Below are 15,952 nucleotides of genomic sequence, written 5' to 3'. Positions count from 1 at the left end.
AGGGGGTGTATCATTTGTGTGTGGTCTTAACGCAACAAAATAGCAAAACCAAAACGCAGCCCTTGTTCTTTGTACGAGGAGCGATAACCCGGATCGTGAGAAAGGGGGGAAAAGGCGCGATCGGAAAATGCGTCTAATACCAATCCCACGTTCTTGTTCGTCATCCACAATATGCCAACCGAGCCTCCATATCCATAGCCTTCTTGCTTATAGGTTCCGGTTTGGCTACGTTCTATTTTGTATCGTGCGGCCACAAATGGGTACAAGGCGGGCGTTAACTTGTGATAATAGGCCACCTTGGGTCCAATGGCATAGGACTGGCTTCCAGATTCTTTGGGTTTTTGCAAGTCTTTTACGTGCCCATAGGCCATGGAGAATCCAATACCCAAGCCCTCCCACACAAAATACTGCACATCGGGATAGAGGTTCAAAACCCGGACATTAGAACCAGAAGCAGAAGAGGCAGGGTTATCCGATGGCAAAAAATGACTCTTTGCATACCGAATTTGGCCACCTACTTCCCAGGCGCCTTTGTGAACCACCGATTGCTGCGCACTGAGCCCCAAAGGGATGCAGACGATAAGGAGAAAAAAAACGTGTTTCATGAGGTCTCTATTAGGAAAAGGGTCTTCTTTTAATACCCACATGACCATCCTTTTGATACGGACGCTATACGCATTAATTTGAAATACTGACCCGGAAATTAAATCCACCTTTTAAGGTACTTAGGTTGGGCTCCGTTCTGTCTTTACCTGTACGGTTGGAGTAGGTAAGGAAAGCATCTGCCGTTACCCGTGCGGAAAACTGATACGATAAGCGCGGTTCGGCATCTACCGTTCGCTGAGAACGCGACAGGGTGGGTTCAAACTGGAAGCCTTGCCAATTTAGGGAACCTCCACGGGAAGTTGCCTCATAATCTGCCCGAAGGGCTTGTTCTAAACTCTTCTTAAGGGGGAACGTACTTTCCTTGTTTTCCCGTAGTCCAATCGAAAAGCTAAACCGGATGGTATTGTTCAGGCGATTGGTTTTCATAAATGGAAGTTTAAACGGAAGAGTCAGTCCGGTTTTTGAATAACTGGTACGGAATTCAAATTCATTTGTCTCAATTTTCGAGAGGTCGTAGTTGGTAGTTCCAAAAGTATAGGCGTTGGATTTAGCCCATTTGGTTGTTGCTTGAATCCCATTTTTGAACCGCAAGTCCATTTCGATTAATGGACTAAACCGCTCATTGATCCGAACACCGCTCACTTCTTCTCCCGGAAGGGCGTAGTTGATCACATAAGCCACCTCTTGGCCAGCGGCATTAACGCCATTGAACGTGATCTCTTCTTCTTTGCCTTCACGTGGGTTGTTGCGATAATCCATGTCGTAGCTCGTAGAATACCCATGCCTCAGGGTAGCACTTTGGACTAATTTTGACAGGAAAGGCAAGCGTTGTAAACCATTATAGCTAATGTTCCAGTTGGGTAATGGAATGGGCAGATAGCCTTTTTTGTCAAATGTCCGGCTACCGATGGCGGTAATAAACCCTTTTCGGAAACTCGCGCCCACAGACTGGTTGGTTAGGACACCCTCTTCGCCTTCTTCAACAATAAAACTGGTTGCGTCTGGATCGTTTTTCTGAAGTGCCCGAAGTTTATTAAACTGGTCTTGTACCATCACATTGTAGTTTGCACCAATGGCCCATGCCGAGGCCCGGGCTTTTCCACTTAGGTTGGTGTCGCGGAGTAAATCGGGGGAATCATCTTCTATCTTATAAGAAATCCGATTGGCGTCCTCGAAGCTGACATCGCTGGTGAGGTCCACACGCAAGTCTTGGGATAGTTCCAAGGAACCACGAAGGCCATATTGGGTGCTGGCACGAATCTGGTCACTAATTTGGAGCCGTGTGTTGTTTACACGGGTTAGGGTATCGGCGGGGAGGTACGACGTGAAGCCAAACCGATACCTCCAGGGGGTTATATTTTCCCCAAAAAGATAGTACCCACTTTGGAGATTTCCGCTTTGTGCACCTGTATTACGAGAGTAGTTGAAAGACAAGTCAGAGATCGAGAAGGCTTTCAAGAACATGTAACGGGCCACCCGCTTGGGATCTGGTAGGGGTAGATTAAAATTTCTCTTCGTTTTGGTGGTGTCTCGTTTTGGTTTTTCAACAATTGGTTCTACGGCTGTTTCGGTTGCTGGTTTTGCAAGCGCATCTTCCGATGTGGCCAATCCTTCGGCTGGTTTTTCGACACCTACGGTAACAGTAGGTTTGTTTTTGGCTTCTTTAGCTGCCTGTTTCTCGGCTGCACGTTGTCTGGCGGCGGCTTCACGGCGTGCGCGTTCTTTTCGGGCTTCAATTTCATTGGCTTCGCGTCTTTCCCGTGCTTTTTGTTGTCTGCGGGTGCGGTCTTGTTGATCCACCTGCTTGGCTTTTTTATAAAGCGGTACTTTATCGTACAGATTTTTTAGGCGGAAGCTGGCACCACCTTTCCAACTGACGGTATTACTGACCCCCGCGCCTACGACATCACTGGCCGATTTATTTCCGTTGTCCCAGTCGAACCGCGCATTATAGGTGATAGGCTGGATGTTCACCCAGTCCAACCATTTCACCCGGTCTAATTTGGGATCAAACGAAGCGCTAAAGTCCTGTCCATGACGATCTGCGCGAATATCTGCCTGACTCGTAAACAATTGACGTACCACGTCTTGCGTAGAACGTGGGTCAATGCGTTCGTAAAGGTATAGGTTATCCGGATCATTTTGTACGGCCAATTCGGCATTTTGGCGGTTGTTAATAAACAACTGTTCGTTGCGGGTGGTCTTATGTTTAACATAGAACAGAGAGTCGAGTCCGCTCAAGAATGTCTGACTGGTCTCGTTTCGGTAGGAAAGCGATAGAAAACTTAGCGGATTATAGGTGATGTCGAACGTCCTGCGAATGCCAAAATCATGGGTTTCGCGGAAAGGATACGCCAATTCATCAGGCTTGGTAGATTGTTGGTCGGTTCTTGGGCGTTGTTGACTACTCCGGAAGTTGCGGTCGGTGGATGCAGCAGCCTTAATATTTTGTGGTAAGTAGGCCAGCCTCAGGTTGTTCAAACCGCCTAAAACGGGCAAATCTTTTGGGATAAACCGGAAAGGCCGCACGGTTTTGAGGCGTTGCAGGTTCAGGCTATACGAGGCCGAGGCACCCCATTGCCAATTTTTATCCGCACGTGTCTGAGGATTTCGGCTATTGCCCTCCGACCAGCGATAGGAGACCGAGAGCGGGTCTAACAAATACCTCACCACCGGAGATTGTGAGTTCGACTTTGTAATGGGAACCGAAAGCGATTGGCTAAAACTAACTGTCTCTGCCTGGCTTAGCAAGGCCGCTTTTTGGTCTTGTTTTTCGCGGGCGTCTAAGGTTGTGTTTTCTTCTATGGCCGCCAGTTTTTCCTTAAGGGGCAAATCTCCTTGATCGGGAAGGAAGCGAGGAGTAGCAACGTTCGACTTTATGGAGTAATTGAATGGAATGTTCCATCCAAACCGTTCCGGTAATAATTTATGCAAATTGACATTGGTAGTAATGCCCCAATCTCGTTGTGCTTGGCCAGACCTGCTGCCAAGTTGACTGTCTAAAGACCCAAAACCTTCGTCACGATAGTTGGCGTTTGCGCTTACGGTTGCAAAATCTGCGAGACGGATGTTGGCGGTGGCAAGTCCTGCGTTTCCACTCAAGGCGTCGTATTCGGTTACCCGCAGTTCATTTGCCCAGAGTGTAACACTTTGGAATTGTTTGGATTTGCCATTCGGAAGAGATCCTGTTTCGTTTATGGGAGAACGGTTGTTCCGAATACCGATGACAATGGAGGTGAGACGAGAAAGCGTAGGGTTTCCTTTAATGGCAAGGCGGGCTTTCACGTCTGTCAGGTAGGTTTGGGTTGCACCAGACCACCCCGTTTGTTTTTCTTGGTTGTCTATCAGTTCGGTATAGGTGGTATCACTCCAAACGATTTGTCCTTCTTTGATCCGGGCTTCGGCCAATAATTGATCACGGAATGATTTAAGGGAGATCAAGTCCGGAATTTTGACGTGCATGGAGTTCAGGTCAATGGTTTTGTCTCCCACTTTTTGGAATGTTTGCCAAAGCTTATCCGGATCAGGGCTTTCACCCGGAGCCAATTCGTAGGGGGTTACGGGGAGTTCGTATTCGTAATAATTTTTATTCTCATCGGATCCTAAACGGATAAACATCCGGAGGCCGTCAAAGTTTTGGTCTTCTTTCCGTAAAGGGCGTCCTGTTTCATCTCGGCCTTCAATATGGGTGTACATCCGGATATTGCGATATTTCAATAGGTCTAGCCCTTCTGTATAGGTTTTATAAACAGCTCGATGGTCTCCTGCCTGTAAGTTGGTGACATTAAGGGCCATGGCGCGTTCATTACCCTTTCGGACGGATGCCGAGCCGCTTTGGAAGTTGCGGATTTCCTGAACAATGGCCGTGGTAGGGGTTGCATAGCGGGCAGCATCTTCTTCACTGTTCAGGCTAGAGATCACAAGAGGGGTTTCTTTGCGAACAGTCTCATTCCCAATGAGTTTGGACTCCCGCCATTGGGATCCAACCAACTCGAATGTGGAAAACCGAACCTGCCCTTTGTCTTCAAAGCCGGTAAGCCAGATCCGGATGGCCTGAATCAGGTTAAAGCCATTAATATTTCCTATCTTTGTAGTGAAATCGCGGATAGGAATGCTTACTTTGTACCAAGCAGAACCCCCTTCCTTGGCTTCTGCCGTTTTGGTTATAATGTAGTCGTTGGTTTCTTCGGGTCTGGCTAATTTTTCTAATACCGTTATGTCTAACGGGATTTCGTACTGATAATAGTTATTGTCTAAATTCAGGTTGTTGTTTTGGTTTAGGTCTTCCGAATCCGGGATTTTACTTGAACCGAGTGATTTAGACCAGATGTCTCGTTGGCCTTGAGGGGAATTGAGTTCAGATCCGGAAAAGTGGAAGTTAAAACGGCTCAGTTTATCCGGATCACGGTCTTTCCACCACGTTTCGTCCCTAAAGTCCCGAAAATCATCGCCTGATGGATCCGCCAACGCTGCTTGCCATAACTGCTGATACTGCTCTGTGTTGCGGTTGCTGGACGTACTGTTTGCCGGATTAATGGTGTCGAGAAATTTTTTAAAAAAGGTTTGTTCGGTGTAAACCCGACTTTGGCTGTCTTTATATAAATTACTGAATTTGTCTTTTAGTGGGCCATAGGTGGCATCGTCATACGAGGAGAGACCATCAAGCCCCAAGTCTTCGGTGCGGCGGTCAGACGTTTCTTCTATACCCAGAATGTTATTCAGCGTTCCGCCAGAAATCCGGCCCCAAGTATCTGTTATTTCATTACCGGACTTAACCTCTTTTGTAGAAAGACCATCTTCGGTGTTAAGTCGAGCATTGGGCAAGACGTCTTCCGAGATAGAGCCGAGGTTGATCACCATTTTGGCATCAGGACCTGCTTTATCGGTATATGGAGAGAATATAAATTCAATAAATTCAATATTTTGGGTTGTGAAGTCGGTTTGTGCTTCCGGCAACCGACGGATCATTCCACCCCACAGTTTTTTCCGTTCTGTTGGGTTGATAAACCGATCAAAGTCCGTCGCGTAATTAAACGGCCCTCTATCCGTTGGATCAAAAAACAGGTTCAGGGTCGTGACATACTGATCGCGCTTCTGAAGCCCTGTTACATCGTAATTCGGCAAAATATCCTTGATCAGTACGGGATATAATTGGGGCAATTCGGCATAGGAAGTGGGGATACCCGTATCAGAATTGGAGTATAGCTCGTATCCAATATTGGCCCAGCCCATACGTGCTCGCCAAGTGGTAAGAAGCGAATCATTAATAGTGGAGCGCCCGATGCGGAATTTATCTAAAGAGTCTGGCGCGCTGGAAAGGGTCCAGTTTCCCGCATTGGCTAATGAAATAGGGTTTCGAATCCCTTCAAAGTCATCAATATAGGATATTTCGCCACTGCGTTCGTCTTCGGCAAAGTCACGTCCTAATTTTTTGAGTTCCCGTTGCGTGCGCTCAAAGGCCAATGTTGCGGCATTTTCGGGGGAAAAGTGCGCAAACTCCGCCTTGAAGTCTAAGGAACTTTCTGCACGGGTCTGGATGAGCGGAAGCGCATCTATGGCTCTTGTTAACCAGCGCGGCTTGGCATTATAGCTGCCGTCAAAACCCCAAATCCGGTTTGCTATCGGCTCTTGTCCAATCCGGTATTTGTCGGTGTTGGGCTTTTCTTTAAGACGCATGGCGGTTGCACCAAACAATAGCCGATCTTGATAATTATACGAAGCCCGGACGCCGAACAGGTTTTTTTGTTGTAAAGCGGTAAACTGCTGGCGCTCATAGGTTATCCGGATTTTATTGCCTGGTGTAAGGTATGCCGGATTTAAAATTTCGATATTCCCAAAATCATAATTGACTGTAAAGTCTGCCGGACTGAGTTCGTTGTTGTTGGCAAATACCCGAACAGAGCCTTCGACCAAAGCAAACCCTAGATTATACGAAGATTGTACGCCCCCACTGGCGGATCCTGTGATGTTGTAAATATCGTATTGACTAAGGGTGCGTGCAACGGAGGGTTGGGCGGTATATAGGGTATCAAATGCAAAGTCTTTTACTTGCACACTGCCTGCTTGGGTGTTTTTGTAGGCCCGGCCTTCGATAATGTCCCGGATACGACGTCCGAATGGTTCTAAATAAGGGAAAATAATGCGGCCATTGCGGGCATCTAAAGTGCCCGTATCAAAGTCTACCTCGGTATCACTCTTGTTATAATTGCTGCGGGAGATCCGGTCTAAACCCAGCATTTCCAACAATTGAGGCTCGTTTGGAACACTAAGTCCGGGGATTTTTTCATCTGCTCTTTGCCCTGCTTTGTCGTATTGGATGCGGAGTTTAAAGTTTTCTTCCATCAAATTGGAAGCGGGTAGGCGATAAATATTGCGCAAGGTGAGGGACCACGTCACGTCGGTTGGTTGGGGTTTTTGCCGCCGAAGCAGTTTGAGCACCAGCCGGGTATCTGTTAGACCGCCACCCGAAGAACTGCTACTGCTCCCCGTGAGGTCTCCAACGGTGTGGATATTGCCATTGACATCGGTATATTCGTATGCCACAGCCAGTGCCTCATCGGGCGAGAGCCGAGACGTTAGGGTGATGAAGCCCCGATATTGGTCTATGGAATAATCTACGTTTTGCCGAAGCAACTGGAAAGGGCCTTCTTGGTATATGTTGCTATTTGTTACTACGTCCTTTACCGCTGTTTGACCATCGCGCAAACGGTTTAAGTTGGTCTTGGTATAAAAATAATCCGGATCATTGGGCTCTCCATCTGGGAATTGGTTGTGGCTTCCCTTCGGGTTTGTGACAACGGTGCGAGGTTCGCCGAGGTCTGCAAATGCGACCACTTGTCGCAAATTAGACTGATTCGGGTTGTTGAGCTGAATGTTTTGTTTCCAGACTTCAATCCGGTTAATTTCCCGAATGGTGGTGACCGCTGTTGGCGGGGAGGAAAACGTGGATTCGAACTGGCTCCGGAAATAATACCCTAGGAAATAGTGGGTATTGTCCTCATAATCGAATGCCCGTATTTTGATTTGTTCGGACTCGGCGCCGCCTTCCAATTCTAAGGTGCTGCCATTCCCTTTTTGCTGGCTCGCCACCACTGTCAGGTCTATCCCGCCCAGTTTCAGATCTGTCCGAATGCCAAAAAGGCTACGTCCTCCATTGATAAGCGAAGACCGGCTGTCTAAGGTCACGTTCCCTGCTTCGATACGCTTGATAATTTCGTCTTCATACCCCGTGTACACCAAACGCAATTGGTTTTCGTATTCAAACTGGCGCTGGGTGTCCCAGTTTACGTCTATGCTCAACTTGTCTCCCACTGTACCACGCACACCAAGCCGTAGGTTTTGTTTAAACAGTGGGTCGGTACGTGTAGGCGTAAGGCGGCTCGGATCATCAGTGGTCTGACGTTCAAACCCTGCATCTATGTCTGCTTGTCCCGTGACCCGTAAATCCACTTCAGGCTTTCCAAAAATGGTCGTGAAGGCCGTATTCTGCCCGCCCGGAATCTGGTAATTTAACGAAAACCCACTATTCCGCCGAGACTGCCGCTGCTCCGTTCGTTGAGAAGAAAGTGTTCGGAAGTTTTGTTCAATCAGTTCTTGGCGTTTACTCGTAAGAAAAGTCCCTAAGGGTGCTCTGGTGGTATAACGTATTTCTTGATTTCCCACTAGATCGCGGATGACATAACTATTGGAAAGAGAATCTAACTGAACGTCGTGTTTCCAATTGGAAGGAAGAGGGACCGAAAAGGGGCTATTTCTGCGAAATTTAGGATGGGCCATCAGGCCGAGACGCGGCTTGGACGATTCCAAGTAGCGAGGAACCAGACGCAGCGTGTCTAAGGCCGTGCGCATGGAATCTGGCATTACCCGCTCGGTACTATCTGGCCTAATAACCTGACGGATGGTGTCGGGAAGGGTAGCAGTTGGCTTACGAGGAGGGACGTTCTTTGGCAACCGGACCTTCACCGTGTCGGAGTCCGACTGTGCGATCCGCCGAGACTTAAACGGGGTGGGTTGTGCCAGATTCGCAAGACGGTTGTGGGAATTTGTCTGTCTCTTGATTTTATCCGGCAAATAGGGCGGGGCTTTCACCAAAAGGGCGCTTCCATCTGCCGTAGCGATGACGAACCAACCGTTTTTAGGAACCATCTTGGAGCCTTGATGCGGATATGGAGCCATGTTGGCGGCGACACACAAAAACAGAAAACTACCAGTACCGAGGGTAGATAATAAATAATTGAAAAACCGGATGGGGGTTGGCATGTACACTAAGGTTTTCGGTTCAGTTTCACAACACATCATTGCCGTATGCTGACACCTTTGTTAACAGTTAATTTGCTGAAGGTGGACGCTGACATTTTAACGGTAACGGGAAAAAACGATAGGCGGGTCTCCGATCTAAATATGTGTTGGCCGAAAGTTAGTGGTAAAACGGATATAAATTCGTTATTTTAAGCATAATCGAAAACTGTAAACGGTTGTAGGACATTTTTGTTCTGCTAACATTTTTTTTTCCGCATCGCTACCTTCCTCAACTTCTCCTCAGGCTTACCCCAAAATAGGGCTAAAAACATGTCTGATCTGGATTTAATAAACAAGACCGTCGTTATTACGGGGGCTGGCACACCATTGGGTCGGGTGATCGTTGAACGATTTGCCCAAACGGGGGCCACATTGGTTGCCGTCTTCGATACCATAGACGAGGCTTATGAACGCTTCCCACAACAAATTGAAGGTTGGGTTTTGGCCGCCGACCTTTCGGATGAAGTGGCCGCTCAGTCCTGCTTCGGAAAAATCGCAGAAAAATTTGAACATTTAGATGTCCTCATCCATGCCGCTCACGAATGGGAGCGTCGCCCGATAGATCAAATGTCTTATGAAGATTGGGACCGCGTGCTTCGAAAAAATCTTTATGCCGCATTCCTGAGCTTTCGGGAGTCTTTACGTATGATGAAAACAGGGCCTGGGCGTTTGATTGCCGTTACAGGTCAGCAGGGTGCAGACAAAGCACGTGCCCAAATGGGGGCGCTTGCGGCTGCACAGGCGGGGATTATTCGTTTGGTTGAAGCAACCGCCGCCGAATACGCCAAATTGGATATCTCCGTTTTTGCTATTGCCCCCTCTATTGTATTAACCGAAAAGGAGGGCAAACATGGGGTTTGGGCCGGAGATATTGCCGATCTGTGTATTCATCTTTGCCGTCCTGAAAGCAAAGCCCTAACAGGTGCTGTACTTCGGGCGTATGGGACCGTTCAATAAGTCAAATAACCGATTATTTCCTGTCAAATCTCATTCCAAACTACTTCGGAGAGGGGCAAAATTTTATTTTTGTTTAAAGGCCAACGTAATCGGAACACCCGCAAAGCCAAACTTCTCGCGGAGTTTGCCTTCGAGATAACGACGATAATTTTCGGCAACTCCATCCGGATGATTCACAAAAAAGGCAAACACAGGTGGGTTTTCCCGAACTTGGGTTACGTATTTAATTTTAACAAAATTTCCACGATAAGCAGGTGGGTGGACCGCCCGAATCGCGTCCTGCATATAATCATTTAAGGCCGAAGTAGGGATTCTCCGTTTCCGTTCCGCAGCAATGGCCACCACTTTCTCCATCATGTTATGCAGACGCTGTTTAGTAATTGCCGAGATAAAAATGATGGGAACGTAGTCTAAGGTTTGTAGGCGTTCATATATCTTGGCAGCATAGTCGCGGGCAGTATTGGTTTCTTTTTGCATCAGATCCCACTTATTTACGGCAATCAATAACCCTTTATTCATGTCTTCAGCTTGCTTCAGAACACGAATATCCTGTGCTTCCAGTCCTTGGGTGGCGTCTATGATTAAGACAGCAACATCGGCCTCTTGAATGGCGCGTTCGGTGCGAAGCAAAGAGTAGAACTCTACGTTTTCTTTGACTTTGGCGCGTTTCCGCAGTCCCGCCGTATCCACAAGGACTAATTCTTCCCCATAGAACTTATAGGTTGCATGAACGGAGTCGCGGGTGGTTCCTGCAATTTCGGTGACAATAGACCGGTTTTCGCCCAGTAAAGCATTGGTGATGGAGGACTTTCCGACATTGGGTTTTCCTATCAACGAGACCCGTGTGCGGGTATCGTCTTCCTGGTGCATCTCCACTGGCAGGGCTGCCGTAAGGGCATCCAACAGTTCACCCGTTCCGGTTCCGGATAATGAAGAAATGGGATACACTTCTCCTAATCCAAATTCGTAAAAAACCGGTGTGTCCCAGCGTCTTTTGTCATTGTCAGATTTGTTCGCAACAACCAAAACGGGCTTTTCGGAACGGCGGAGCCTTGCCGCCACTTCTTGGTCTATATCGGTAATACCTACAGAAGCATCTACCATAAACAGAATGACATCCGTTTCTTCGAGGGCAATTTCCACTTGTTCACGAATGGCAGCTTCAAAAACTTCGGTTCCTCCCGGAACGAGTCCGCCAGTGTCCACCACATTAAAGGTAACACCATTCCACAGCACACTGCCGTAGTGACGGTCTCGGGTAACCCCTGGTTCGTTGTGAACGATGGCCTCCCGCGCTTCAATGAGACGATTAAAGAGGGTGGATTTACCCACATTCGGGCGGCCAACGATGGCTACAAGCGACATACACAACTCCTGCTCTTTTCAACTGCGGTTGAGAATAAAAAGATAAAATACAAAAAGTGTCCATATAGATTAATCAAGATATACACGAGGACAAGTGAAAAGGATGTGATTGCATGACCAAAGTGGGCTTTAAGGAGCAATATAGATTGGAGTAGGACTAAAACAGAGGAAAAAAAGCACGATGCTTAGCCATGCCAATACTTTTCGTCCGGGTGTAAGGGGTTCTGGATATTGTACTGGCGGGTGATCCACGCCGATAAAGCGTACAATCAGGAAAGACCATAACAACCACGATGTATAGCCCCATTCGGTGATTGCAATGCCAATTTCCCGAAAGGCTGGTAGATCGGCAGAGGCCAGGGCAACGGGTAACGAAGTGAGTGTGGCCGTAAGTAAAAACACAGGCCCAACCCAACGCATTTCTTTGTTGTAGGTCTTCTGAATGAGTAAGTATTGGATGCCTAAAACCACCATCCAGCCGATAAGTACAATAGCAGCCGGAAAATCCCTAAATCCGGCATGAAGCGAGAGCAAGCCATCCCCAATTGCCGGAATGACTTCTAATGCAAAACCGATAGATCCAGATAGGATAAGCAAGGTCGTGAAAATTCGGGCTACGATACGATGAATGGTTGGGCCAAAAAGTGCATACCATACGTGTCCTCCGTCCAACTGTCCTACGGGCATCATATTGAGAGCTGTAAAAAACAACCCCAGCCATCCGGCCAACAAAATTGGATAGTGGTACATTTCATACATGGGCGGGACATGTTCAAAGAAGTGCGTCAAGAACCAGTAGAGAAGGGTTTGACCCATCATGGGGGCGCCGCTTAGGTCAATTTCGGTGCCAGTAGGGAATCGCCCAAATTGTCGGATGAAGGCTTGTACCTCTTCGTGACCGGGCAGTTGCATGAGGTAGGTGGGAGGGGGGAGGGTGAACAGCGCGAAGATCAGAACGCCGAAAGCCACCACAAAACCCGCAATCGGTCCGGCGATCCCTACATCAAAAAGCTGACGAGTTCGCGGAATGACTTGCTTGATGCGAATGACAGCACCAAAAGTACCAATGCTGAAAGGGAGCCCCAATAGCATAAGAGGGGCCGGAATAAAAAAAGGCAGGGAGGTCTTGATTTTGTGATAACGGGCTGCAAAATAATGCCCGAACTCGTGGGTGGTGAGAAAGGCGAGAAAAGGGATGGCATATAAAAGCCCAGAGATGACCCAATGCGTCCAGTCGCCAACACCCGTAAAGAGAGGATATTGTCCGGTGGCCTGCTCGGCACCTGCCCAAGTAACCGAAATGAAGGTGAGTACAAACCAAAAAAAATGAAGGAAGTACCGCTCTTTTTCTGCTTTGGCTGTGGAATCAAAGAGGGGCTGCGTATGGGCGTGGAGAGAATCAGGCATATATGCGTATAGGGGCTTTTGATGAGATATTAACAAGTGGTGGAAGCTTAAAGAATACAATACCCTTGGCCGATAATAGGGCAATCTGGGGGGGCTAAATTGCAAATTTCGCGTATGAATGGCAATGGTCTATTTGGATTTTTTTTGTAGTGCCTCCAAAACGGCTTCCGGTACATACATCGAAATATCGCCTCCCCAGTGCCAGATTTCCCGGACCAGAGAAGACGAGGTAACGAGGTGTGTCGGGTTAGGAATAAATACAACGGTCGCAATCTGCGGAGAGAGTCTGCGGTTGGCAATGGCCATGCGGAATTCATAGTCAAAATCGCTCATCTGTCGAATACCACGAATCAAGGCATGGGCCCCAATATGGACAGCATGATTGACCAATAGGCCGTCGAAGAATGTGACCTCTACGCCTTTTAGGTGTGCAGTGGCTTCTCGAATGAGGGCGCAACGTTCTTGTGGTGTAAAAACAAACGTTTTTCCAGAATTGACAGCCACCGTCACACAAACCCGATCAAAAACTTGTAGGGCTTGCTCTAAAACGTCTAAGTGTCCAAACGTAAAGGGATCAAAACTACCAGCGTATAAAGCCAATTTAGACATAGGGGTTGGGGTTGAACTTAGGAAGTAATTTACAATGAATGTAGAAAAAAACCATTGGACGTATTTCTGATTTTCCAATGGAGGCGGTTTCTTGTATATTCGGTCTTGTTAACTGCCTGTATATCCAATCCACTGCTTATGTCCGATACGCCAACCGTGGTGTTTGCCCTCACCGGAGACGTAAGGATGAATTCCCGAGCCGTTAAACAATTTAGATCCATTTTAGACATGGGTTATAGGGTAGAGGCTTTTACATTAGGTCCTCCGGATTCTGGGCATCCTTTTGGCGATAGGTTTAAGTTGCATGTCTTGCCAACGCCAAAGGGCAGTGGTATGCACTTCTTCAGACGGGTACATCAGTTGTTTAGCAAGGAAGTAATACATGCAAAAGCAGATATTTATCATGCAAGTGATTTATATATACTTCCTGCAATGGCAAAAGCAGCCCAAAATAACAAAGCAAAGCTCGTTTTTGATTCCCGCGAATTGTACCCCTATGTCGCTGCAACCAGCAAGCGTCCGTGGATTACGTTGTTTTGGCATATGCTATCTTGGCGGTATATCCCACAAGCCGATGTGGTTTTTACGGTAAGCAAGAGCATTGCAGAACGTTTGACCATGTTCTATGACATTCCAGAGCCAGCTGTTTTATATAATGTCCCCACTTTTAGGCGTGATGTTGTCGCTAATGACGCACTACGGCGTGCGGCAAATGTATTACCAGATAAAGCCGTGATTTTGCATCAGGGCAATATGCAGAAAAGCAGGGGGTGTGGTTTGCTGATTCAAGCGATGCAGGAAGTGGAAAATGCCGTATTGGTTTTTTTGGGTAATGGCCCACTTAAACCTAACCTCCAAAATTTAGTTATTGGGCTTGGGTTGGATGATAAGGTGCGGTTTCTCCCTCCTGTCCCGCCAGATCAATTGCTGGAAATGACCGCCGGAGCGGATTTTGGGGTGACGTTGTTGGAAGATACTTGTCTGAACCACCGCTTTGCATTACCGAATAAACTTTTTGAATACCTGATGGTGGGACTTCCGGTGATGGCCAGTAAACTTCCGGAAATCGAGAAGGTGGTTGAAGGCTATCAGGTAGGGCTTACCGTTAATCCGGAAGACCACGTGGCATTGGTGACGACGCTACAGCGAATGGTGAATGATGCCGCATCAAGAAAACAGTGGCGCGAGCATAGCCCAATGGTATTCAAAGAATACAATTGGGAGTCGGCTTCTAAAATCTTGCAAGAAGTCTATCAAAACCTCCTTAGACCCTAACGGGTTACGATCAGAGGTTGGGTTTTGTGTGTAGGCTCATTTTTGTCCGAATGTGTTGTCAGGACTAAAAAATAAGTCCCATTTGGCAGGCCAGAAAGGATGATTGGTTCTTGATACCAAGTCTTTCCAAAACGAATGCCATTGGCAATCCGAGCTACCCGACGTCCTTGTGCATCATACAGGGTTAGGTCGGTCTGGCCAGTTTCTTGCAAATAAAACCGGATATTGGTTCGACTTGTGGCCGGATTGGGGTATATCGCTTCTAAGATGGAGGTTTCGGGAAGAGGGTGCTCGCGATCGTTTGGTGTAAGGAGCACATCTTTGACCCGTGTGCGAATCTCGGATAATAACTTATAGTTGTTGTCACCGGGACAAGAGGTTGAGTTAAAGTCTCGGTGGCCCCGGATATTATCGGGATTAATTTTGTACGTTTCCGCCATAAAGCTAAAATAATGGACCAAAGAATCCAAGGTCGCTGCTGGGATCACGTCCGAGCAATTGGCCTCTGCGGGATGAAAGCAACCCATTAAGGAGATGCCAATATTGCCCGTATTACCACCGGATACGTGTGCACCAATTACCAATTGGGGCCCATCACCTATTTTCTTGCTTTCGTTCACCCAAGGACGCCCCTGATAAACCCGCCCAGATACATCCATTAGAAATTGGTAGCCGATGTCGCACCACTTGTTGCCGTCCAAATGGAAATCTTGAATACTCTTAACACGTGCCTTTCCTTCAGCAAGGGTGGTGGCCTTGGGGCCAGCGGTATGATGGAACGTGAGGTACGTGTAGTATGGTTGCGGAGAAGGTGCAGGACAGCCAGCCGGATCCGTCTCGCCAAAAGGCCGTGCGTTCCACTCTGTTCTTCGGATAACTGACGGGGCTTTCAAACGGCCCGTAACCATGACGGTCGCGGCTTCGGCTTCTGTAAACCGCAACGTGCGCTCTTCCATTTGAGCAGTCCATTGAACTCCTGCTTCCTCAATAAAGACTGGTTGGTTTTCGGGAGACTTAAAGCGTACCTCGATTTGGACATCCCGTAGGGGAACAGGGTTTTGGTAGGTAGCGATAAATCTTCCCCGATCATCGGTCATAAATAACCGCAGTGGCGTAGGTTGGCTCCAAGAAACACCGTCAAAAAAACGCACCTCACCTTGCGTTCGGGCATCAGAAAGCAAGCCCTGTATCATCACCAGATCAAAGGGTTGTTTAACCTGATTGCTATGCCGGGAAATAACGGAACCCGTTGCCTCAGTTTTTTGCAGGGGTGAAGAAAGCGAAATCAGGTGATCGGTGATTTCATGTAAGTCTTGTGCAAATAAGTTCGACGAGCAAAGCAAGACCATTAGGCGAAATAAGTTTTTCATATTGGACAGATTTTGGGTGGTGAAATGTCGTAAATTTTAGATAACCGATGGCGTACAGATACCTT

8 protein-coding genes are annotated in these 15,952 nt (G+C 47.7%); 2 read left to right on the top strand and 6 right to left on the bottom strand.

Annotation, left to right across the window (positions count from 1 at the left end; translation table 11 throughout):
* Nucleotides 1-26: 26 nt before the first annotated feature.
* Together JNN12_06030 and sprA are read right to left on the bottom strand one after the other, a co-directional pair.
* On the bottom strand, nucleotides 27-605 hold the full coding sequence (locus JNN12_06030; protein MBL7977880.1) for a hypothetical protein: 579 nt from the start codon (nucleotides 603-605) through the stop codon (nucleotides 27-29).
* A 73-nt stretch (nucleotides 606-678) separates the two neighbouring features.
* On the bottom strand, nucleotides 679-8,865 hold the full coding sequence (gene sprA / locus JNN12_06025) for a cell surface protein SprA (protein MBL7977879.1): 8,187 nt from the start codon (nucleotides 8,863-8,865) through the stop codon (nucleotides 679-681).
* A 309-nt stretch (nucleotides 8,866-9,174) separates the two neighbouring features.
* On the opposite strand from sprA, the gene JNN12_06020 reads away from it, so the two are divergent.
* The gene (locus tag JNN12_06020) at nucleotides 9,175-9,861 is read left to right on the top strand and encodes an SDR family oxidoreductase (protein MBL7977878.1); all 687 of its coding nucleotides are present in this window, start codon (nucleotides 9,175-9,177) and stop codon (nucleotides 9,859-9,861) included.
* Between the two features lie 63 nt (nucleotides 9,862-9,924).
* On the opposite strand, the gene der is transcribed toward JNN12_06020, so the two are convergent.
* From der to coaD, 3 genes are all read right to left on the bottom strand, one after another.
* Entirely contained in the window at nucleotides 9,925-11,226 is a 1,302-nt protein-coding gene (gene der / locus JNN12_06015) for a ribosome biogenesis GTPase Der (protein ID MBL7977877.1), read from the bottom strand.
* A gap of 129 nt (nucleotides 11,227-11,355) precedes the next feature.
* A complete protein-coding gene (locus JNN12_06010) occupies nucleotides 11,356-12,633 on the bottom strand; it encodes a site-2 protease family protein (protein MBL7977876.1) in 1,278 nt (425 codons plus the stop codon).
* A gap of 129 nt (nucleotides 12,634-12,762) precedes the next feature.
* A complete protein-coding gene (coaD, locus tag JNN12_06005) occupies nucleotides 12,763-13,242 on the bottom strand; it encodes a pantetheine-phosphate adenylyltransferase (protein MBL7977875.1) in 480 nt (159 codons plus the stop codon).
* Nucleotides 13,243-13,380: 138 nt separating this feature from the next.
* Between coaD and JNN12_06000 the strand changes: the two genes are divergently transcribed.
* Nucleotides 13,381-14,517, top strand: coding sequence for a glycosyltransferase (locus JNN12_06000; GenBank protein ID MBL7977874.1), 1,137 nt, complete (start codon nucleotides 13,381-13,383; stop codon nucleotides 14,515-14,517).
* Here the strand turns inward: JNN12_06000 and JNN12_05995 are convergent.
* Nucleotides 14,514-15,887 carry an N-acetylmuramoyl-L-alanine amidase gene (locus JNN12_05995; protein MBL7977873.1) on the bottom strand — a complete coding sequence of 458 codons (1,374 nt, stop codon included), beginning with the start codon at nucleotides 15,885-15,887 and terminating at the stop codon, nucleotides 14,514-14,516. The two genes, JNN12_06000 and JNN12_05995, sit on opposite strands and share 4 nt — an antisense overlap.
* Nucleotides 15,888-15,952: the final 65 nt, after the last annotated feature.

This window comes from Bacteroidetes Order II. bacterium (genome assembly GCA_016788705.1).
GTDB lineage: Bacteria > Bacteroidota > Rhodothermia > Rhodothermales > UBA2364 > UBA2364.
This window is presented reverse-complemented; position numbering and strand designations above follow the sequence as displayed.